Here is a 20,744-nt window from a genome sequence, read left to right on the forward strand (position 1 = left end):
GCAAAAACAGGCTATGCAAATATGGGAAAGAAGGGCCAAGCGGTTGGGATTGATTTAAAAAGTGTTTGTCCATAAAGTCAAGGATATTTGAAAGAGTCTCGTCTAGAATGTTCGCTGGCAAGGCTTGAGAGTTTTGAATGCTAAATGTAGAGACGTACGGCCGTACGTCTCTACCAGATGTAATTGACTGGCATGAAAAACGAGCGTAACGCAGCCAGCGGATATTCTAGACAGACTCTAAAAAGTTTCCTTGTAAAATCTAAAATGAATACCGTGTATTCTTTTAATTGTTCTTTATATTTGCTTAATATGAATTAAAAGTAAAAAATGATGGAAGTTACCGTAGAAACAGCAAAAGAACTGGGTTTGTTGCCTGAAGAATATGAGCGGATCAAGGAAATATTGGGGCGAAACCCAAATTTTACAGAATTAAGTATTTATTCGGTAATGTGGTCAGAGCACGCTTCATATAAGAATTCGATCAAGTGGCTGAAAACGCTTCCCATGGAAGGTGAGCAGTTAATGACTGAGGCAGGTGAAGAAAATGCCGGTTTGGTTGATTTGGGCGATGGTCTGGCCTGTGCCTTCAAAATAGAATCGCATAACCATCCTTCAGCAATTGAGCCTTATCAGGGTGCTGCAACCGGTGTGGGAGGTATAAACCGTGATATTTTTACCGTTGGTGCACGACCTGTTGCACAGCTCAATTCCCTGAGATTTGGTGATCCCAGCTTAAACAGAACAAAATGGCATGTTAAAGGCGTGGTCAAAGGTATAGGAGATTATGGTAATTCCTTTGGCGTTCCTGTTTTGGCGGGAGAGGTATTTTTTGATAAAACCTACAATACAAATCCTTTGATCAATGCAATGTCGGTAGGCCTCGTGAAGAAGGACCGTATTATTTCTGCAGTAGCCAAAGGGGTTGGAAATCCGGTATATATTGTAGGTTCCTCCACAGGGAAAGACGGAATTCACGGAGCAACTTTTGCTTCAACCAATCTTACCGAAAATTCAAGTGAGGATTTGCCATCTGTTCAGGTAGGTGATCCTTTTATGGAGAAATTACTGCTTGAAGCAACCCTTGAGCTTAATAAATCGGCTGCAGTCGTAGGTATGCAGGATATGGGGGCAGCGGGTATTATTTGTTCCACTTCTGAAATGTCGGAAAAAGGCGGACATGGAATGAAAATAGATCTTAATAAGGTACCTCTGCGTCAACAAAACATGGATCCTTTTGAAATATTGCTTTCTGAATCACAGGAGCGTATGCTGGTAGTTGTGGAAAAAGGACATGAAAAAGAAGTAGAAAGAATTTTTGATAAATGGGATTTGAACAGGGAAATTATTGGTGAGGTTATTGATGAAGATAAGCTGTATTTTTACAGGGGCGATGAACTGGTGGCTGATGTACCTGCCTCCAGCCTGGTTTTGGGTGGCGGAGCACCCGTATATGACCGTGAATATACCAAACCATCCTATATAGATGAGTATAAAAAATTTTCCATTGACGATATTCCCGAACCTTCCAATTATTATGAGGTTGCCATGAATCTCATAAATAATCCAAACATAGCTTCAAAACGATGGGTTGTAGAACAATACGATACTATGGTGGGTACTGCCAATATGAGCACCAACTTTCCAAGTGATGCCGGGGTTTTTAACCTGAAAGACACCCGTAAGGCTCTTGCAATGAGTGTGGATTGCAATGCCCGTTATGTGAATGCCGATCCCTATGTGGGTGCTCAGATTGCAGTAGCTGAGGCAGCCAGAAATATTGTATGTTCAGGAGCTGATCCTTTAGCCATTACGAATTGTTTAAATTTTGGCAATCCGTATAATCCCGAAGCTTACTGGCAGTTTGTACAGGCTGTTAAAGGAATGGGCGACGCATGCAGGAAATTCAAAACACCTGTAACCGGAGGTAATGTCAGTTTTTATAACCAAACCACCATCAATGACCATATGGAACCGGTATTCCCGGCTCCTGTCATTGGAATGCTCGGTATGTTAAAAGATAAGAGCCATCACACCACCATTGGTTTCAAGAAAAAAGGAGATATGATCTTTTTGATCGGCAGGTCGGTTGAAAATATTGATTCATCAGAATACCTCTATTCATACCATCAGGTGGAAAAATCGCCGGCACCGTTTTTTGATCTGGAAGAAGAATATAATGTTCAACAAGCGGTTAAAGGCTTGATTGAACATGATCTGCTCGAATCAGCTCATGATGTTTCCGATGGCGGCTTGTTTGTAACCCTTCTGGAATCGGCAATGATTCACAATTTGGGTTTCGACATTACCACCAGTGCTGATGTCAGAAAGGATGCATTTCTTTTTGGTGAGTCCCAGGGAAGGGTTGTTGTTAGCGTATCCTCCTCAAATGAGACCAATTTTATTGATTTCATGCTTGAAAGAGAAGTTCCCTTTTCAACATTGGGCCATGTGACAAAATCGGAGTTGAGGATAGATGATGATTCATTCGGTTTTATTCATGATTTGAAAAAACATTACGAAAATGCCCTGCACCGACTGATGGAAGATTAGATCGTTTATAACGGTTATCTGATTTATAAAACCCGGTATAACATGAATAATACAATTGGCTGAGCTCTAACAGACCCAAAATCCTGGAATGTAGTGCAATGCAATTTTTCTCAGAACAGCATTTCCTTTTGATGGAACTCTGATTATACTATTTCCGTATATGAAGCGTTATAGTTTTTAATAAACTGCGTGGATTTGAAAAAGATTCTCACTTTAATACTGTTGATTCTGCCCCTTTTCAGTCTTGCCCAGCAGGAGACCGTCCGTTATTATCAGAAAATTGATCATAAACCCTTTCATTTTGGTTATACTTTGGGTATTAATACGATGGATTTTGGGATTTATCATTCGGAATATGCTTTAGAAGAAGATGTTTACCCAGAGATTAATCAATTATCGCCAGGGATTGATATTAGCATTGTGACCAATTTTCGGCTGGGAGAATACCTTGATTTTAGGATTTTGCCGGGGATATCCCTTGGACAACGCAACCTAACTTATTACGAAAATGTAAGTCCTGATCCCGATAGTGTCAAGGCTTTTCATGAAATGAATCTTGGTTCCACATTTATTAATCTTCCCTTTAACCTTCGGTATGAGGCCGAACGGGAAAAGAACTACAGGCCTTATCTGATCGGTGGTGTGAATTTTCGCTGGGATATGGCCAGGAATAAGGATTTTGATGCAGATGAAGGAATATATGTCAAGTTGGAACCGTTTGATGTTTATGTGGAAGGAGGATTTGGTGTTGATTTCTATTTACCTTACTTCAAATTATCTACCGAAATAAAGTTTTCAGTTGGAACGATGAACGTACTTTCTCCCGATAAAGAGGAGAATAATCCTGAATATGTCCTATCCATTGACAAGTTAAAATCCAGGATGGTGAGCCTTTCTTTTCATTTTGAATGAGGTTTATTTCATATCTCCCTTTCGTCTCCGGAATTCAGCACAAATGATGCCTGTGGCCACCGATACGTTTAAGGATTCGGGTTTGTACCCGGCGTTTCCGACGTAGTTTGGTATGTATAGCCTGTTATCAATATAGGGTATCAATTCTTTTGAAATACCATGGGCTTCGTTTCCCATAACGATGAAACCTTTATCCGACAGCTCTGTCTGATATATGTTGTTTCCTCTCAGGAAGGAACCATATATATGAAAATCAGCAACATTATGATATTCGGACAGTACTTCCTCCAGATCCCGATAATGTACCTTTACCCTGCATATTGATCCCATAGTAGATTGTATTACTTTTGGATTATAAACATCAACCGTGGAATGAGAGCAAATCAGATTGTAAATACCAAACCAGTCTCCGGTTCGAATGATGTTACCCAGATTGCCCGGATCACTCATAGAATCCAATATTATGGAAAGATTATCGGTTAGCTCATCTTCAGCAATCTTGTGAACTGGTTGCTCAACGACAGCCAGCACCTGATTCGGATTTTTCTGAGTGCTGATTCTGTTGAGTTCTCTTTGTGTGATCGAAATGAGTTCTTTTATATTTGCCTGTTCTTTTAGCCTGGATGAGTTCATCCATTCCTGGGTTGCACAAATAAGGGGTACCTGAAAACCTGAAGTTAGGATTTCGTCCACCAGTTTTGCCCCTTCTGCTAAAAACAGGCCTGATTCGTTCCGGTATTTCTTTTTTTTTAGTGAGTTAATGAATTTAATTTTATTTTTGCTTAACATGTTTGCCAATTTATTTTTAGAAATAATTCTTTAAAGTATTTGTAGAGTTCCTGATGTATAGAAAGATAAAAGTTTATTATATTATATTGTTTTTTCCGCTTCTCGGACTTTTTTCATGCAGTACCACAAAGCATGTTCCTGATGACGAGTATCTTTTAAAAAAATATAAGATTGAGACAGAAGATAAAGATATTGAAAAAAGAGAAATCAGAAAATATGTTCAGCAAAAGCCTAACAGAAGGATTCTGGGTCTGAAAATTCCTCTGGCTTTATATAGTTTATCCAATCCCGATAAAGAGGAAGGTCTGAATAAATTTTTGAAAAAAACCGGCGAAGAGCCCGTGGTATTGGATCCCTATTTAATTAAGGAAACGCGTGATCAAATTTCTAATTACCTGGAAAAAAAAGGATATTACAACTCAAGCGTATCGGATACGTTGGTTTATAACGGACAAAAAGCTACCGTTCAATATGACATTGATTTAAATGAACCTTATGTCATTGATCAGGTAGAATATGAGGTAAGGGATTCTTCACTCCGATCCTACCTGTTGCCCGATACGTCAACACTTCCTATAAGTAGAGGAGATGTGTTTTCTGTTGAACTGCTTCAGCAGGAAAGGAACATGATTGAAGAGATCCTCCGGACTAAGGGTTTCTACAGGTTTTCTAAGGATTTTGTGAATTTTATTGCTGATACGCTGGGAGAGCAAAATCGGGTGGATTTGAAGGTGGAAGTCAGTAAATATATGATCCAGGAAGGAGATGGGGAGTTCAGGAGAATGCCCCATAAAAGGTACAAAATTGATTCAATTTATGTTTTTCCCGCCTATAATCCCCAGGAAGCCATTGCTGAAAAGCAGGAATATTTGAAGAACCGGGATACAACAATGTATAATGGGTTGACTTTTATTTATAATCGGCAACCAACGTTTGATCTCGATATAATCAGTCAGTCGAATTATATCGAACAGGGTCAATGGTATAACCAGGAAGACGTTGATAGAACCTACGACCGTCTAAATTCCCTGAGGCTATTCAGAATCATAAATGTGAAATTTGAAGAATCGGGGTTGGGTAGTGATAGTACAATCAGGAAATTAAACTGTTTTATATATTTACAGAAATTTAAACTCCAGTCCTATACCATTGAACTGGAAGGGACCAATTCTTCCGGTAATATCGGAGGTGGCGGGAATCTCGTTTATTCTCACAAAAGTCTTTTTGGTGGTGCGGAACAGTTCCAGTCAAAGTTTACCGGTGCTTTTGAAATTCTTGATCGGGAGAAATTCAGCCGCATTGATAATACCGTCCGTTTGGGCACGGAAGTTAGTATCGACTTCCCTGAGTTTTTATTGCCTTTTGTCAGAAGCGAACAATTTGTTAAGAAGTATCATCCCCAAACTTCCCTGTCGGGTTTATATAATTATCAGGAAAGGCCGGATTATACCCGAACTTTAGCCAATCTTTCGTTTGGGTATCATTGGAGGAACAGAAAAAATCTCACTCATTATATCAATCCTATAGAACTTAATATATTACAGTTACCCTATCTTTCGGATAAATTTAAGAGAGATCTTGATGAAGTGTATCTTAGAAGCAGTTATGATGACCATTTCCTATCTGTTACCAGTTACAGTATGATTTATAATAATCAGAATGTACAAAGAACCAACGATTTTCAGTATTTTCGACTAAATGCCGAAGTAGGAGGTAATCTGCTTTACGGATTGAGCCAGGTATTCGATGCCAGGAAGGTAGGAGATCACTATGAAATATTTGGTATTCGATATGCCCAATTTTTCAAAACCGATTTGGAATTTCGTCATTATGAGATTTTTAATGAAGAAAACCGCTTCATCTACAGATTTTTTATTGGTGGAGGTTTTCCATATGGCAATTCCACAGCATTACCTTTTATCAAACAGTATTCTTCAGGCGGAGCCAACAGTTTAAGGGCCTGGAATGTGAGGGCTCTTGGCCCAGGTTCTTATACCCCTAAATCAGATTTTAGAGGCTATCCCAATCTGACCGCCGATTTTAAATTTGAAGCAAACTGGGAATATAGGTTTGATATGTTTTGGATGCTGGAAGGTGCGTTCTTTCTGGATGCAGGAAATATTTGGTCTCTTAATAAAAGCGATGAACGAAAAGGTGCACTTCTGGAGTCGGATGAATTTCTGAATGAAATAGCTATAGGAACAGGTTTCGGTTTGCGGTTGGATTTGTCCTTTTCCGTATTTCGACTTGATTTGGGTGTTAAACTAAAAGATCCCGCCTATGAAAAAGGCAGCCGTTGGTTGCCTGGGAACCGGCAAATAAGCGGAGAAACCGTTTCATGGAATATAGCCATAGGTTATCCTTTTTAATGAAACCCGCATGCAGCATACTTCTCAACAAGAGCAATAATTAACATGCGGGTTCCATGACTATGCGAGCAGGCTTTGTGAATTTGGCATATCAATCAATATAAAATTTAAACCTTTACTAAACTGGGAAATTAATGAAATAAATATTCATCGGATCTTATTTATTTTATATATTTGTATTGGATAGATTTTTAAATTTTTAAATTTTGAGCTTATGTCTTACAATAAAGTATTAGATTTACTGGGTGATCAAGCAGATGATTTGTTGGGTCACAAATGCAAAACCGTTAGTAAGGATCAACTCCATCTGCCGGGTCCTGATTTTATAGACAGGGTATATTATCATACCAATCGAAATCCCCGGGTATTGGCAAATCTGGCCCGCTTATTCAATCACGGACGGTTGGGGGGAACCGGATATCTTTCTATTTTGCCTATAGATCAGGGTATAGAACATTCGGGAGGTGCATCGTTTGCCCCCAATCCCATATATTTTGATCCGGAAAATATAATTAAACTGGCACTTGAAGGGGAAACAAACGCTGTGGCTTCAACATTTGGTGTGATGGCAGCTACATCAAGAAAATATGCTCATAAAATCCCCTATATCGTAAAGATCAATCATAATGAGCTTCTCACCTATCCAAACAAATATGATCAGATTCTTTTTGGAACTGTTGATGAAGCCTTTAATCTGGGAGCCGTAGCCGTTGGAGCTACCATTTATTTTGGCAGTCCTGAGTCGAGCCGCCAGATTGTTGAAATTTCAGAGGCCTTTGAAAGAGCTCACGAGTTGGGTATGGCTACCGTACTTTGGTGCTATACCAGGAATAACGCCTTTAAGACAAAAGAGGATGATTACCATACGGCTGCTGACTTATCCGGACAGGCCAATCATCTGGGCGCTACCATTCAGGCTGATATTATTAAACAAAAATTGCCTACGACCAATGGCGGATTTACAGCTTTGAAATTTGGTAAGACCCATGAGAAGATGTATAGCGAGTTAACTACGGATCATCCAATTGATCTGACAAGATACCAAATTGTAAACAACTATATGGGAAGAGTTGGTCTGATCAACTCCGGTGGAGCTTCCAAGGGAGAAACCGATCTGAAAGATGCAGTTGCCACTGCGGTGATAAATAAACGTGCAGGTGGTACGGGATTGATAACCGGTCGAAAGGCTTTCCAAAAGCCAATGAAAGACGGCGTTGAAATATTAAATGCCATCCAGGATGTTTATCTGGCTGACGAAATTGATATTGCTTAAGATAGATGGATAAACTATAAGAATGGGACGTAATGCAAAGTCTTTACGTCCCATTTTTTGTTTCCCTTCCATGATGTATTTTACTCACTTTTTTATTAATATTGCTTCCTAATTTGTACAAGCCAAAAAGGAAACACATTAAATTCCTTGAAAGCATCCTGTTTGGATTTGGCTTGTCCAAATTAAGAATCAGAAAAAGCTCAAAACCTTTATCATATGGCAAAATTTGACTTTTCAAAACGAGAGGGCTTTGGGAGCAAATTTGGTGTGATTGCTGCTTCGGCCGGTTCGGCAGTAGGTCTGGGAAATATATGGAGATTTCCTTATATAGCTGGTGAAAATGGGGGCGGAGCCTTTATTCTTGTTTATCTTTTCTTTATTTTAGCTATTGGCATACCCGTTATGCTTTCTGAATTTACCATTGGAAGAAGTGCAAAAAGAAATGTATTTGGAGCCTTTAAGACCCTTGCCCCCAGGACACATTGGTACCTTGTTGGCTTATTGGGTGTTGTTGCGGCTTTCATCATCCTCTCTTTTTATAGTACAGTGGCCTCATGGACTTTGGAATATACCTATAAATCCCTGATTGACTCTTTCTCAGGCCAGTCGCCCGCTCAGCTTACTTCTATGTTCGAAGGTTTTAAAGCAAGCTCTTTCCGGCCCATCTTATGGCAGTTGATTTTCATGTTTTTCACAGCCTGGATCGTTATGGCCGGGGTGAAAAACGGAATTGAAAAATATGCAAAGATTCTGATGCCTGTTCTTCTGGTTTTGATTATTGTAATGGATATCCGTGCAGTGACGTTACCAGGATCGAAGGAAGGAGTTGAATTTCTGTTTAACCCGGATTTTTCCAAACTGAATACCAATAGTGTACTGGAAGCTTTGGGTCAGGCTTTTTTCTCCCTTAGTATTGGAATGGGTACCCTTGTTACCTATGGATCCTATATTCATAAGCGGGAAAACCTGGCCAATACTGCCATTAGTGTATCCGCTACCGATACCATAATTGCAATTCTTGCCGGTTTAGCCATCTTTCCGGCAGTTTTTGCCTTTGGAATTGAGCCCAATGCTGGTCCTGATTTGATTTTTAGAACTTTACCCAATATTTTTATGCAGTTGCCCGGCGGGTATTTCTTTTCCCTTTTGTTCTTTATTCTTCTTGTGGTAGCGGCTTTGACTTCATCTATATCTGTGCTGGAAGTGGTGGTGGCGTATTTTACGGAAGAACTGGGTTTGTTGCGTAAACCTGCTACCATCATTGCTGCTGTCTCCATTACTATACTGGGCGTACTTTCTACCTTGTCATGGGGTGTGCTCGAAAATGTGGAGGTGTTTAAACAAAACATTTTTGGAATACTCGATTTTACAGCATCAAGTGTGCTTTTACCCATCGGCGGTCTGTTTATAGTCATTTTCCTGGGATGGTATCTTGGCAAAAATCTTGTGAAAGAGGAAGTTTCAAGCCAGGGATTATTTAAAGTCCGTTTGGTATCCTTGTTCGTTCTGATAATCAAGTTTCTTGCACCAGTTGCTATTGCTTTGGTATTTCTTAATGGTATCGGGTTGCTGAAATTATAGTGAACATTGATTTTGCGAAGATGGAGAATATGCATTTTAAAGACCTGTTTTCTTTTTCCGGGAGGGAAAGAAAGGGAATTTTTGTCTTACTGATTATGTTGGCTGTGCTTATCATTCTGAGGGCCAATATGCATTTTATTATTTCCAGTGAAAATGCAAGCATTGATCCGCATTTTATTAGTGAAGTTGAGGATTTTCTCCGGTCGGACAATTACGAAAACCCAAAAATCGAGGTTTCCTCTACAGAGAAGATGGGCAAAAAAACTGCCCCATCAGAATCGCCCCCTCCTCAACTCTTCCATTTTGACCCGAATACCATTACCAACGATGAATGGAAGAAATTGGGAATTAGTGATTTTCAGTTGAAAGTGATTAATAATTACAAACAAAGCGGAGGTAAATTCTTCAAAAGGGAGGATGTTAAAAAAATCTACGGGCTGGATGAAAAGACCTATGCCCGTCTTGAAAAATACATTAAGATTGAACGAGCATCTCCAATAATAAAAGACGTTGCGGCTCCGTCTGAAAAAGCTGTTCCTGTTATTGAAATCAATACGGCTGATACATTTCGTCTGGCATTGCTCCGCGGAATAGGACCCGTATACGCACGAAGAATCTGTAAATACAGGGATCTTTTGGGTGGTTTCTCCTCCACAGACCAGCTTAAAGAAGTATATGGAATTACAGATGAATTGGTATCTCTTATTGATAGCACAATAAAGATAGACAGGGACCATATCCGGAAAATTGATGTGAATAAGGCAAAATTTGGGGAGCTGATAAGACACCCCTATTTAAATGAATATCAAACAAAAGCAATAGTTCAATACAGGCAATTTAAGGATGGGATTGATGATCTTCAGGAATTGTTGGCCAATAATATTTTGGATGAAAAAACATATTTTCGTATGCAGCCCTATTTAGAAGTCCGTGAAGAATAATGAAAAAGATAAACAATCGTTTAATTACTGGAAATTTGATGGTTGGAACCATTGAGGAGAAAAAATATATTTTTTATTCTTATCGTTTTGAGAATGTGGAATTAATTTAATAGATTTGCGGCTCAATTAAAACAAGGAGGTAAAGTATGATCGTAGTTCAAGTTAAAGATGGAGAAAACATAGAAAGAGCATTAAAAAAATTTAAAAGGAAATTTGAAAAAACCGGAGTGATGAGGGAAGTAAGGGAAAGACAGGCTTATACCAAGCCTTCTATGAAAAAGAGAGAACAGAAGAAGAGAGCGATTTACAGGCAAAAGCTGAAAGAAAGAGAAGAATAGTACAGCCGGATTTTATACGTGTAAGCCTCGTTTAAGCCTAAATTGGTATGTACCGGGAAGATTTTATTCAATATTTGCAGTTTGAAAGACGCTATTCAAACAATACTGTACGGGCTTACGGAAATGATTTGAAACAGTTTTTTGATTACGTGTATCAGACTTATGGTACGGAAGATGTAACAACCATTTCCCATAAGATGGTACGTTCATGGATTGCAGATTGTCTGGAAAAAAATATATCGGAGCGTACCATAAACAGGAAAATTTCAACCTTACAGTCATATTTTAAATACCTGATGAGAAGGGAATATATACATTTTAACCCGATGGGAAAAGTGTATACCCCCCGGATGGGTCGACGGATACCCTATTTTGTGGATGAAAACCACATGGATTTATTACTGAAGGAGGATTTCTTTACCAATGACTTCTTTGGCAGGAGGGATCAGTTGATCCTCGAAATGTTATATCAGACGGGAATTCGGCTTAGTGAACTGGTGAACCTCCAGGATTCCGATATAGATCCCGGGAAATATCAAGTCAAAATAACCGGCAAAAGAAACAAGGAAAGAATTGTTCCCATAACAAAATCATTCTTTAAGCTTATTGAAGAATACAGAAAAAGCAGGGACGAGAAATTCTCACGTATTAACAGCGGTTATTTGCTTGTTACAGATAAGGGAAAAAAGCTTTACGAAAAGTTCGTATACAGAAAAGTAAGGAAATATTTAGGTTACATTACCACCATCGAGAAAAAAAGTCCGCATGTACTGAGACATACTTTTGCTACCCATATGCTCAATAAGGGGGCAGACCTGAATGCGATCAAGGAATTGCTGGGGCATGCCAACTTATCAGCTACCCAGGTATATACGCACAGTACATTTGAAAAACTGAAAAATATATATAAACAGGCACATCCCAGAAATTAAAAACAATACAAGGAGGATATTTATGGACATAAAGATACATACCATTCATTTTGATGCCGATTCAAAATTGACTGATTTTGTGGAAAAGAAAGCAAACAAGCTGGATCAATTTTATGATAATATTATCGGAGCCGAGGTTTTCCTGAGGTATGAAAAAGAACAGACTCCGAATAAGATATCAGAAATCAAATTACAGATACCTGGAAGCGATTTATTTGCTAAAAAAGAGAGCGATACATTTGAGGAAGCAACGGATTTAGCTGTAGATGCCTTACGTAAGCAGCTAACCAAAAAGAAAGCCAAGCAAAGAGGCAAATAAAATTTTAAAAAATTAGGGAAATAAATTTTGTAAGATAGATAAAAAAAATATACCTTTGCGAACCGATTTTTTGATTAACTAAAGTTCTTTATATAGTTGTTTTTAGGTTGTTGCCGATGTAGCTCAGTTGGTCTAGAGCAGCTGATTTGTAATCAGCAGGCCGTGGGTTCGAATCCCTCCATCGGCTCCTGATTGGGGAGGTACCAAAGTGGCCAACTGGGGCAGACTGTAAATCTGCTGGCTTATGCCTTCGTAGGTTCGAATCCTGCCCTCCCCACAGGCAACAAGCGGGAGTAGCTCAGTTGGCAGAGCATCAGCCTTCCAAGCTGAGGGTCGCGGATTCGAATTCCGTCTCCCGCTCATTTTTGCCGATGTAGCTCAGGGGTAGAGCGCTTCCTTGGTAAGGAAGAGGTCACGGGTTCAAATCCCGTCATTGGCTCGAGCCGGGAATTAATAATAAACCGTTATAGTATGAACAAACCAAACCGTAAATTTAATATTTGAAGTTATGGCAAAAGAAAAATTTGAGCGATCGAAAGAACACGTAAATATCGGGACGATAGGTCACGTTGATCACGGGAAAACTACCCTGACGGCAGCCATTACCAAGATTTTGCATGATAAGGGACTGTCGGAAGCAAGAAGTTTTGAATCTATTGACAATGCTCCTGAGGAAAAGGAAAGAGGTCTTACGATTAATTCTGCACACGTTGAGTATCAAACGGAGGCGAGACACTATGCTCATGTGGATTGTCCCGGACACTCCGATTATGTTAAGAACATGGTTACCGGGGCAGCTCAGATGGATGGAGCTATTTTGGTTGTAGCCGGTACAGATGGGCCGATGCCCCAAACCCGCGAACACATTCTCCTGGCACGTCAGGTGAATATACCCAAGATCGTTACTTTCCTGAATAAAGTTGATCTGGTGGACGATCCTGAATTGCTTGAACTGGTGGATATGGAGGTTCGGGAGTTATTGGATTTTTATGATTTTGACGGTGAAAATTCACCCATTATCCATGGTTCCGCACTGAAAGCATTGAGTGGAGATAAGGAGCAGGAAGAGAAGATCATGGAACTGATGAAGGCTGTGGATGAATACATTCCTGTCCCACAAAGAGATAAGGATAAACCTTTCCTAATGCCGGTTGAAGATGTTTTCTCCATCACCGGTCGAGGTACTGTCGCTACAGGTAGAATCGAAACTGGTGTAATCCAGACAGGTCAAGAGGTCCAATTGATCGGACTGGGGGCTGAAAAGAAGAAAACTGTTGTTACCGGTGTTGAAATGTTCAGAAAGATCCTGGATGAAGGTGAAGCAGGTGATAATGTCGGTTTACTCTTGCGTGGAATTGGTAAGGATGAAGTTAAAAGAGGTATGGTTATTGCCAAACCCGGTTCCATCACACCCCATACTACTTTCAAGGCACAGGTTTATGTGCTGAAGAAAGAAGAGGGCGGTCGACATACTCCGTTCCATCAGGATTACAGACCACAGTTCTACATCAGAACAATGGACGTCACCGGAACCATTAAACTTCCTGAGGGAACGGAAATGGTTATGCCTGGTGATCATGTGAACATTACCGTTGAACTGATCTATCCGGTGGCTCTGAATGAGGGATTGCGTTTTGCTGTGCGTGAAGGTGGCAGAACTGTCGGTGCTGGTCAGGTAACCGAAATTGTCGAATAATATTGCCAGGGGATGTTCCGTTTAACAGACGAACATCCTTTTAATACACGGGTGTAGCTCAGTTGGTAGAGCAGCGGTCTCCAAAACCGCGGGTCGTGAGTTCGAGTCTTGCCACCCGTGCTAAATCTTTATAAGAATGAAGATAAAGTATTATTTACAGGAGTCTTATAATGAGTTGGTACACAAAGTCTCCTGGCCCACATGGAATGAGTTGCAAAGAAGTGCTGTTATAGTAATGGTGGCTTCCTTGATTATTGCTTTTGTTGTTTTTATCATGGATTTTTCTTTTAGACATATTATGGATTTTGTCTACGCAATGTTTTACTAAAATTTAGAATAAGGTGTGCGGAAATGGCTGAAAATGAAAAGAGATGGTATGTTCTACGGGCAATAGGAGGAAAAGAAAAGCAGGTTAAAGAATTTGTGGAGAATGAGATTTCTAAAGGCAAGATAAGCGATTACGTTTTTCAGGTGCTTATACCGACCGAAAAGGTTTATCAAATACGTAACGGCAAAAAAATTAGTAAAGAACGCAACTTTTTCCCGGGTTATGTTTTGATTGAGGCCATTTTAACAGCAGACATACAACATTATCTGGAAGATATTCCCAATGTAATTGGATTTTTAAAAACAGAGGGGAACAAGCCTTCCCCATTGCGAAGGAGTGAAATAAATCGTATTCTCGGGAAAGTAGATGAATTGGCAGAAGGTGATGAAGAACTTAATGTTCCGTTTTATGTGGGAGAATCTGTTAAGGTTATAGATGGGCCATTTAATAATTTTACCGGAGTAATTGAAGAAGTTAATGAGGAGAAGAAGAAACTGAAGGTTATGGTTAAAATCTTCGGTAGGAAAACTCCACTGGAACTGAGTTTTATGCAAGTTGAAAAAGAATAAACTATAAGTAATAAATTATTATGGCAAAACAAGTTGAAGGCGTAATAAAACTGCAGATCAGGGGTGGTCAGGCAAATCCATCACCCCCTGTAGGTCCGGCTTTAGGCGCTAAGGGTGTTAATATAATGGATTTTTGTAAAAAATTCAACGCCAAAACACAAGATAAAAGTGGTAAGGTTATTCCCGTTATTATAACCGTTTATTCTGACAAATCATTCGATTTTGTTACAAAAACTCCGCCTGCTCCGATTCAGTTGCTGGAAGCTGCCAAGTTAAAAGGTGGATCATCGGAACCCAACCGTGAAAAAGTAGGTGTGGTTACATGGAAGCAGATTCAGACGATAGCAGAAGATAAAATGGAGGATTTAAATGCATTTACCACAGAATCTGCTATGAAGATGATCGCTGGTACGGCACGAAGTATGGGAATAACGGTTAAAGGTAAGTTTCCCGGTAAACAATAAAATTTAAAGCGGCAATGACACAATTAACTAAAAAAAAGAAACAGATTTTAGAAAAATTCGATAAGTCCAAGCAATATACCCTGGAAGAGGCAGTAAAGCTGGTAAAGGAGATTACCAATGTGAACTTCGACGCTTCAGTAGATATGGATGTACGCCTTGGTGTGGATCCAAGAAAGCCTAACCAAATGGTACGGGGGGTGGTTACATTGCCACATGGTACGGGCAAAGAAACGCGGGTATTGGCACTATGTTCGGCCGATAAGGAAGAAGAAGCCAAAGAAGCCGGAGCTGACTATGTAGGATTGGATGAATATGTGCAGAAGATTAAGGATGAAGGCTGGACCGATTTTGATGTGGTTATTACACAGCCCTCAGTAATGCCGAAAGTGGGCCAGTTAGGTAAAATACTTGGACCCAGAGGTTTAATGCCAAATCCCAAGAGCGGTACCGTTACGGACAATATTGGAGAGGCAATAAAAGAGGTGAAGAAGGGAAAGATTGATTTTAAGGTTGATAAAACCGGTATCATCCATACTTCTGTTGGTAAAGTTTCATTTACCGAGCAACAGTTAATGGATAATGCAAAAGAACTGTTGAATACCATCAGAAAATTGAAGCCTACGGCTGCGAAAGGAACCTATATAAAAAGTGTCACCCTTTCGAGTACAATGAGCCCAGGTATCAAGCTTGATCCCAGTTATCTGCGGAAAAGCACATAATCAAAATATTAAATGTAAGAATTTGGTGGCTTTATGAAATCACTTGAGGAAAAGAAACAAATAGTCAATGATCTGGTTGAGGATATAAAAAATTCATCCCATTTTTATCTGGCTGATATATCCGGGCTTAATGCCTCAGAGACTTTGAATCTCAGACAGAAATGTTATGATAGCGAACTAAAGTTAAAGGTGGTGAAAAATACCTTGTTAAAACGAGCGCTTGATCAGTTGGATATGGGCATTGGAGACTTGTACGAAGTTTTAGATGGTCCCACCTCTATTATTTTATCGGAAAAAGGAGCCGAGCCAGCCAAGGTTATTAAGGAATTCAGGAAGAAAAAAGAAAGGCCCTTATTGAAAGGGGCTTATGTTGAAGACTCCATTTATATAGGCGATGATAAACTGGAAGATCTGTCCAGGATCAAGTCGAAAGAGGAACTTATAGGCGATTTGATATTGCAGTTGCAATCACCGGTCAAAGATGTGATTTCTTCTCTGAGATCGGGAAACGATATCTTAGCTGGAGTAATGAAAACTTTATCAGAAAAGAACGAAGAAAAGTAAAAACAATTACAAATTATTAAAATCAAGAGAAAATGGCAGATTTAAAAGCGCTTGCAGAAGAATTAGTTAACTTAAGTGTGAAGGAAGTTAACGAATTAGCAGACATATTGAAAGATGAATATGGTATTGAACCGGCATCCGCTCCCGTTGTTGCTGCAGGACCTGCTGAGGGTGCTGAAGAAGGGGGTGAAGCTGAACAGACCGAATTTGATGTTGTACTGAATTCATCCGGTAGTGCAAAATTACAAGTGGTAAAGCTTGTTAAGGAATTGAGCGGTCTTGGATTGAAAGAGGCCAAGGAATTGGTGGATTCTCTGCCGAAACCCGTAAAAGAGGCAATGCCAAAAGAAGAAGCTGAATCTTTAAAAGCAAAATTAGAAGACGCCGGCGCAGAAGTTGAACTTAAATAGAATTCGGTTAAACTTAATAATATAAAGGTTTTGAATCCCGTTAAAAAATGGGATCCTTAACCTTTATTCCCTATTTATAGGGGTTAGAAATTTTTAATTGTAGTAGTGGTTAGTTAATAATTCTTGGAATAAAATGACAATACAACAATCTCAACGAATCAGTTTCGCATCTACCAAGAATCAATTACCCTATCCTGACTTTTTAGAAATACAGTTACAATCTTTTAAGAACTTTTTTCAGTTAGATACCACACCTGAGGAAAGAAAGCAGGAAGGGTTATATCAGGTTTTTCAGGAGAATTTTCCAATTACTGACACCAGAAACAATTTTGTTCTGGAATTTTTGGATTATACAGTCGATCCGCCCAGATACGATATTTACGAATGTATAGAACGGGGGCTAACCTATAGTGTACCCCTTAAAGCAAAACTGAAACTCTATTGCACAGATCCTGAACACGAAGATTTTGATACGGTTATTCAGGATGTCTATTTTGGTACCGTACCTTACATGACCGAAAAGGGCTCTTTTGTAATTAACGGTGCCGAACGTGTTGTAGTTTCTCAGTTGCATCGTTCTCCGGGGGTATTTTTCGGACAAAGCATCCATGCCAATGGAACCAAATTGTATTCCGCCAGGGTCATACCTTTCCGTGGTTCATGGATTGAATTTGCTACCGATGTAAACAATGTGATGTACGCTTATATCGACAGAAAGAAAAAATTACCCGTGACAACCCTGTTAAGAGCCATTGGGTACGAAAGCGATAAAGACATTCTGGAAATTTTCAATCTCGCTGATGAGCTTAAAGTTTCCAAGCCCAATCTGGAGAAGGTTATAGGCAGAAAATTGGCCGCAAGGGTGCTGCGTTCATGGGTCGAGGACTTTGTTGACGAGGATACGGGAGAAGTGGTCTCCATTGAAAGGAATGAAGTGGTTGTTGAACGTGATACGGTGATTGAGGAAAAACACATTGATCAGATTATTGATTCAGGTGCAGAAAGCATATTGTTGCATAAAGAAGACTATAGTCAGTCTGATTATGCAATAATATATAATACATTACAGAAAGATCCCTGTAATTCAGAGAAAGAAGCAGTGATGCAAATCTACCGGCAGCTAAGAAATTCAGAGCCACCGGATGAAGCTACAGCCAGGGATGTGATTGACAAATTGTTTTTCTCCGATACACGTTATGATCTCGGAGAAGTAGGACGTTACCGTCTCAATAAAAAACTGAACCTGGACACCTCCATTGATACCAAGGTGCTTACCAATGATGATATAATAGAGATCATTAAATATTTGATCGAGCTGATCAATTTGAAGACCAATGTGGATGATATTGATCACCTGAGTAACCGTCGTGTTCGCACGGTAGGTGAGCAATTGGCCAATCAGTTTGGAGTCGGATTGGCGCGAATGGCCCGTACCATTCGGGAAAGAATGAACGTGAGAGACAATGAGGTGTTTACTCCTATTGATCTGATCAATTCGAAGACACTGTCTTCGGTTATCAATTCTTTCTTTGGTACGAACCAGCTTTCGCAGTTCATGGATCAAACGAATCCATTGGCTGAGATGACTCATAAACGAAGGGTTTCAGCCCTTGGGCCGGGAGGCCTTTCCCGGGAACGTGCCGGGTTTGAGGTGAGAGACGTTCATTATACCCATTATGGCAGACTATGTCCGATTGAAACACCGGAAGGTCCGAATATCGGTCTCATTTCTTCTATGTGCGTATATGCCAAGATCAATAATCTTGGATTTATTGAAACCCCTTATAGGCAGGTTGAAAACGGAAAGGTTAACCTGACCGGAGAGGGCTCGGTGTATTTGAGCGCAGAAGAGGAAGAGGCCAGAATGATTGCTCAGGCAAATGCTTCCATTGATGATGAAGGCGCGTTTCAGACAGAGCGGGTTAAAGCCCGTCACGATGGAGAGTTTCCATATGCTGAATCAAGCAGGGTGGACCTGATGGATGTTGCTCCAAATCAGATAGCTTCTATTGCTGCCTCGCTGATCCCCTTTCTTGAACACAATGACGCCAACCGTGCTTTGATGGGATCCAATATGATGCGTCAGGCAGTTCCTTTGATCAAACCGGATGCGCCGATTGTTGGCACGGGCCTTGAGCACTCCGTTGTACGGGATTCACGACTCCAGATCATTGCAGAAAGAGATGGAACAGTTGAATACGTGGATGCCAATGAAATCGTAGTCAACTATGAAAAAACCGATGATGAGGAATTCGTTAGCTTTGAAGGAGATGTAAAACGCTACCAGTTGCCCAGGTATCATAAAACCAATCAGAATACCAGCATGACCCTTAAACCCATCGTAAGAAAAGGAGAGCGGGTATATAAAGGTCAGGTGCTTACTGAAGGGTATGGTACCGAGAACGGAGAACTTGCCCTGGGTAAAAACCTCAAGGTTGCCTTTATGCCATGGAAGGGTTATAATTTCGAGGATGCTGTTGTTATTTCGGAAAATGTGGTGAAAAATGATGTGTTTACCTCTGTACACATTGAAGAACATGTTATGGAGGTAAGAGATACCAAACGTGGGCTGGAGGAATTAACAGCGGATATTCCCAATGTTAGCGAAGATGCCACAAAGGATCTGGATGAAAATGGAATTATTCGTATCGGGGCTGAGATTAATCCCGGGGATATTATCATAGGAAAGATTACACCAAAAGGAGAGTCCGATCCTTCACCCGAAGAAAAATTGCTGAGAGCGATTTTCGGTGATAAAGCAGGCGATGTGAAGGATGCTTCACTCAAAGCGAGTCCTTCGCTTAGTGGGATTATTGTGGATAAAAAATTGTTCACACGGGCCGTGAAGGATAAGAAAGCCAGGGATACGGATAAGGAAAAACTTGAAAGCTTCGATAAAGAATATGGTCAGAAGATCGAGGAGCTTACCGGAAAGCTGATTGATAAACTGACTGTTCTTGTCAATGGAAAAACCTCACAAGGCGTTAAGGACTATTATAACGCAACGGTTGTTCCCAAGGGTAAGAAATTTACACAAAAGATCCTTCAGGACATCGATTTTACCAATGTTAGTCCTAAGAAATGGACTACAGATAAGAATAAAAATGAAACCATAAAAACATTACTTCACAATTACAACATCAAACGGCGTCAAATTGAAGGTCAACTGCGGCGTGAGAAATATAACATAACCATTGGCGATGAGTTGCCTACCGGAATTGTTCAGATGGCCAAGGTATATATTGCCAAAAAACGAAAAATTACGGTAGGTGATAAACTTGCAGGGCGCCACGGGAATAAGGGAATCATTTCGAAAATTGTGAGAACTGAGGATATGCCTTTCCTTCAGGACGGTACTCCTGTAGATATTGTACTTAATCCATTGGGTGTGCCGTCAAGAATGAACCTGGGGCAAATTTATGAATCTGTCCTGGGATGGGCCGGTGAAAAACTTGGGTTGAAATTTTCAACACCGATTTTTGACGGGGCTTCACTCAATGAGATCAGTCATTACACTGAAAAGGCAGGACTTCCTTCGTATGGAAAATCATATCTTTACGACGGAGCTTCAGGCGAGTTGTTTGACCAGCCCGCTACCGTCGGTGTTATATATATGCTTAAGCTGGGGCATATGGTGGAAGATAAGATCCATGCACGGTCCATCGGACCCTATTCCTTAATTACGCAACAGCCGCTAGGTGGTAAAGCCCAGTTTGGTGGGCAGCGTTTTGGAGAAATGGAGGTATGGGCCCTTGAAGCCTTTGGTGCATCGAATATCTTGCAGGAAATGCTGACTGTCAAGTCGGACGATGTAAATGGCAGGGCCAAAGCCTATGAAAGTATTGTTAAAGGTGATCCCTTACCTGTTCCCGGTATACCCGAGTCATTCAATGTATTATTGCATGAGCTCAGGGGACTGGGATTAAGTATTAAACTCATCAAAGAATAAGCAATACAATGCTTTCGAAATGAATTTATAATTTGTTGTGT

At 40.2% G+C, this 20,744-nt stretch carries 18 protein-coding genes and 5 tRNA genes; 22 read left to right on the forward strand and 1 reads right to left on the reverse strand.

The features are described from left to right. The first annotated feature begins 327 nt into the window (after positions 1-327). Both purL and KGY70_03715 read left to right on the forward strand, forming a co-directional pair. Positions 328-2,550, forward strand: coding sequence for a phosphoribosylformylglycinamidine synthase subunit PurL (purL, locus tag KGY70_03710; GenBank protein ID MBS3774271.1), 2,223 nt, complete (start codon positions 328-330; stop codon positions 2,548-2,550). Positions 2,551-2,745: 195 nt separating this feature from the next. Further along, positions 2,746-3,462: a PorT family protein gene (locus tag KGY70_03715; GenBank protein MBS3774272.1), complete on the forward strand. Its 717-nt coding sequence runs from the start codon at positions 2,746-2,748 to the stop codon at positions 3,460-3,462. 3 nt (positions 3,463-3,465) lie between these two features. Here the strand turns inward: KGY70_03715 and KGY70_03720 are convergent, their stop codons facing one another. Next, entirely contained in the window at positions 3,466-4,251 is a 786-nt protein-coding gene (locus KGY70_03720) for an RNA methyltransferase (protein MBS3774273.1), read from the reverse strand. A gap of 53 nt (positions 4,252-4,304) precedes the next feature. Between KGY70_03720 and KGY70_03725 the strand changes: the two genes are divergently transcribed. The 20 genes from KGY70_03725 (at position 4,305) to rpoB (ending at position 20,703) form a co-directional block, all read left to right on the forward strand. Next, the gene (locus KGY70_03725) at positions 4,305-6,620 is read left to right on the forward strand and encodes a BamA/TamA family outer membrane protein (GenBank protein ID MBS3774274.1); all 2,316 of its coding nucleotides are present in this window, start codon (positions 4,305-4,307) and stop codon (positions 6,618-6,620) included. A 214-nt stretch (positions 6,621-6,834) separates the two neighbouring features. Continuing rightward, positions 6,835-7,893 carry a class I fructose-bisphosphate aldolase gene (locus KGY70_03730; GenBank protein ID MBS3774275.1) on the forward strand — a complete coding sequence of 353 codons (1,059 nt, stop codon included), beginning with the start codon at positions 6,835-6,837 and terminating at the stop codon, positions 7,891-7,893. Positions 7,894-8,109: 216 nt separating this feature from the next. Beyond that, a complete protein-coding gene (locus KGY70_03735) occupies positions 8,110-9,474 on the forward strand; it encodes a sodium-dependent transporter (GenBank protein MBS3774276.1) in 1,365 nt (454 codons plus the stop codon). Positions 9,475-9,503: 29 nt separating this feature from the next. Beyond that, positions 9,504-10,415, forward strand: a complete 912-nt coding sequence (locus tag KGY70_03740) for a helix-hairpin-helix domain-containing protein (protein MBS3774277.1) — start codon at positions 9,504-9,506, stop codon at positions 10,413-10,415. Between the two features lie 146 nt (positions 10,416-10,561). Then, positions 10,562-10,753 (forward strand): 30S ribosomal protein S21, encoded by a 192-nt coding sequence (gene rpsU / locus KGY70_03745; GenBank protein ID MBS3774278.1) that lies wholly within the window; start codon positions 10,562-10,564, stop codon positions 10,751-10,753. Between the two features lie 47 nt (positions 10,754-10,800). Beyond that, positions 10,801-11,685 (forward strand): tyrosine-type recombinase/integrase, encoded by an 885-nt coding sequence (locus KGY70_03750; GenBank protein MBS3774279.1) that lies wholly within the window; start codon positions 10,801-10,803, stop codon positions 11,683-11,685. Between the two features lie 22 nt (positions 11,686-11,707). Beyond that, positions 11,708-12,004 (forward strand): ribosome-associated translation inhibitor RaiA, encoded by a 297-nt coding sequence (gene raiA, locus KGY70_03755; GenBank protein MBS3774280.1) that lies wholly within the window; start codon positions 11,708-11,710, stop codon positions 12,002-12,004. A gap of 112 nt (positions 12,005-12,116) precedes the next feature. Further along, positions 12,117-12,191 (forward strand) — tRNA-Thr (locus KGY70_03760). Positions 12,192-12,198: 7 nt separating this feature from the next. Next, a tRNA-Tyr gene (locus KGY70_03765) sits at positions 12,199-12,281 on the forward strand. 10 nt (positions 12,282-12,291) lie between these two features. Continuing rightward, positions 12,292-12,364 (forward strand) — tRNA-Gly (locus tag KGY70_03770). Between the two features lie 7 nt (positions 12,365-12,371). After that, a tRNA-Thr gene (locus KGY70_03775) sits at positions 12,372-12,443 on the forward strand. A gap of 69 nt (positions 12,444-12,512) precedes the next feature. Next, positions 12,513-13,700: an elongation factor Tu gene (gene tuf, locus KGY70_03780; protein MBS3774281.1), complete on the forward strand. Its 1,188-nt coding sequence runs from the start codon at positions 12,513-12,515 to the stop codon at positions 13,698-13,700. A 47-nt stretch (positions 13,701-13,747) separates the two neighbouring features. After that, positions 13,748-13,820 (forward strand) — tRNA-Trp (locus tag KGY70_03785). A 16-nt stretch (positions 13,821-13,836) separates the two neighbouring features. Then, positions 13,837-14,028 (forward strand): preprotein translocase subunit SecE, encoded by a 192-nt coding sequence (gene secE, locus KGY70_03790; protein ID MBS3774282.1) that lies wholly within the window; start codon positions 13,837-13,839, stop codon positions 14,026-14,028. Positions 14,029-14,051: 23 nt separating this feature from the next. Next, the gene (gene nusG, locus KGY70_03795; protein MBS3774283.1) at positions 14,052-14,597 is read left to right on the forward strand and encodes a transcription termination/antitermination factor NusG; all 546 of its coding nucleotides are present in this window, start codon (positions 14,052-14,054) and stop codon (positions 14,595-14,597) included. Between the two features lie 20 nt (positions 14,598-14,617). Next, a complete protein-coding gene (rplK, locus tag KGY70_03800) occupies positions 14,618-15,061 on the forward strand; it encodes a 50S ribosomal protein L11 (GenBank protein MBS3774284.1) in 444 nt (147 codons plus the stop codon). Positions 15,062-15,075: 14 nt separating this feature from the next. Beyond that, positions 15,076-15,780 (forward strand): 50S ribosomal protein L1, encoded by a 705-nt coding sequence (gene rplA / locus KGY70_03805; GenBank protein MBS3774285.1) that lies wholly within the window; start codon positions 15,076-15,078, stop codon positions 15,778-15,780. A 33-nt stretch (positions 15,781-15,813) separates the two neighbouring features. Further along, positions 15,814-16,344 (forward strand): 50S ribosomal protein L10, encoded by a 531-nt coding sequence (locus KGY70_03810; GenBank protein ID MBS3774286.1) that lies wholly within the window; start codon positions 15,814-15,816, stop codon positions 16,342-16,344. Positions 16,345-16,376: 32 nt separating this feature from the next. Further along, positions 16,377-16,754 carry a 50S ribosomal protein L7/L12 gene (rplL, locus tag KGY70_03815; GenBank protein ID MBS3774287.1) on the forward strand — a complete coding sequence of 126 codons (378 nt, stop codon included), beginning with the start codon at positions 16,377-16,379 and terminating at the stop codon, positions 16,752-16,754. A 133-nt stretch (positions 16,755-16,887) separates the two neighbouring features. Further along, on the forward strand, positions 16,888-20,703 hold the full coding sequence (rpoB, locus tag KGY70_03820; protein ID MBS3774288.1) for a DNA-directed RNA polymerase subunit beta: 3,816 nt from the start codon (positions 16,888-16,890) through the stop codon (positions 20,701-20,703). Positions 20,704-20,744 lie beyond the last annotated feature (41 nt).

Source organism: Bacteroidales bacterium, from assembly GCA_018334875.1.
GTDB lineage: Bacteria > Bacteroidota > Bacteroidia > Bacteroidales > UBA12077 > JAGXLC01.

Excerpts from the sequence above, each read along its gene's own strand:
- purL (MBS3774271.1), top strand. The coding sequence starts at position 328 with ATGATGGAAGTTACCGTAGAAACAGCAAAAGAACTGGGTTTGTTGCCT.
- KGY70_03720 (MBS3774273.1), bottom strand. The coding sequence starts at position 4,251 with ATGTTAAGCAAAAATAAAATTAAATTCATTAACTCACTAAAAAAAAAG.
- KGY70_03725 (MBS3774274.1), top strand. The coding sequence starts at position 4,305 with ATGTATAGAAAGATAAAAGTTTATTATATTATATTGTTTTTTCCGCTT.
- KGY70_03730 (MBS3774275.1), top strand. The coding sequence starts at position 6,835 with ATGTCTTACAATAAAGTATTAGATTTACTGGGTGATCAAGCAGATGAT.
- KGY70_03735 (MBS3774276.1), top strand. The coding sequence starts at position 8,110 with ATGGCAAAATTTGACTTTTCAAAACGAGAGGGCTTTGGGAGCAAATTT.
- KGY70_03740 (MBS3774277.1), top strand. The coding sequence starts at position 9,504 with ATGCATTTTAAAGACCTGTTTTCTTTTTCCGGGAGGGAAAGAAAGGGA.
- rpsU (MBS3774278.1), top strand. The coding sequence starts at position 10,562 with ATGATCGTAGTTCAAGTTAAAGATGGAGAAAACATAGAAAGAGCATTA.
- KGY70_03750 (MBS3774279.1), top strand. The coding sequence starts at position 10,801 with ATGTACCGGGAAGATTTTATTCAATATTTGCAGTTTGAAAGACGCTAT.
- raiA (MBS3774280.1), top strand. The coding sequence starts at position 11,708 with ATGGACATAAAGATACATACCATTCATTTTGATGCCGATTCAAAATTG.
- tuf (MBS3774281.1), top strand. The coding sequence starts at position 12,513 with ATGGCAAAAGAAAAATTTGAGCGATCGAAAGAACACGTAAATATCGGG.
- secE (MBS3774282.1), top strand. The coding sequence starts at position 13,837 with ATGAAGATAAAGTATTATTTACAGGAGTCTTATAATGAGTTGGTACAC.
- nusG (MBS3774283.1), top strand. The coding sequence starts at position 14,052 with ATGGCTGAAAATGAAAAGAGATGGTATGTTCTACGGGCAATAGGAGGA.
- rplK (MBS3774284.1), top strand. The coding sequence starts at position 14,618 with ATGGCAAAACAAGTTGAAGGCGTAATAAAACTGCAGATCAGGGGTGGT.
- rplA (MBS3774285.1), top strand. The coding sequence starts at position 15,076 with ATGACACAATTAACTAAAAAAAAGAAACAGATTTTAGAAAAATTCGAT.
- KGY70_03810 (MBS3774286.1), top strand. The coding sequence starts at position 15,814 with ATGAAATCACTTGAGGAAAAGAAACAAATAGTCAATGATCTGGTTGAG.
- rplL (MBS3774287.1), top strand. The coding sequence starts at position 16,377 with ATGGCAGATTTAAAAGCGCTTGCAGAAGAATTAGTTAACTTAAGTGTG.
- rpoB (MBS3774288.1), top strand. The coding sequence starts at position 16,888 with ATGACAATACAACAATCTCAACGAATCAGTTTCGCATCTACCAAGAAT.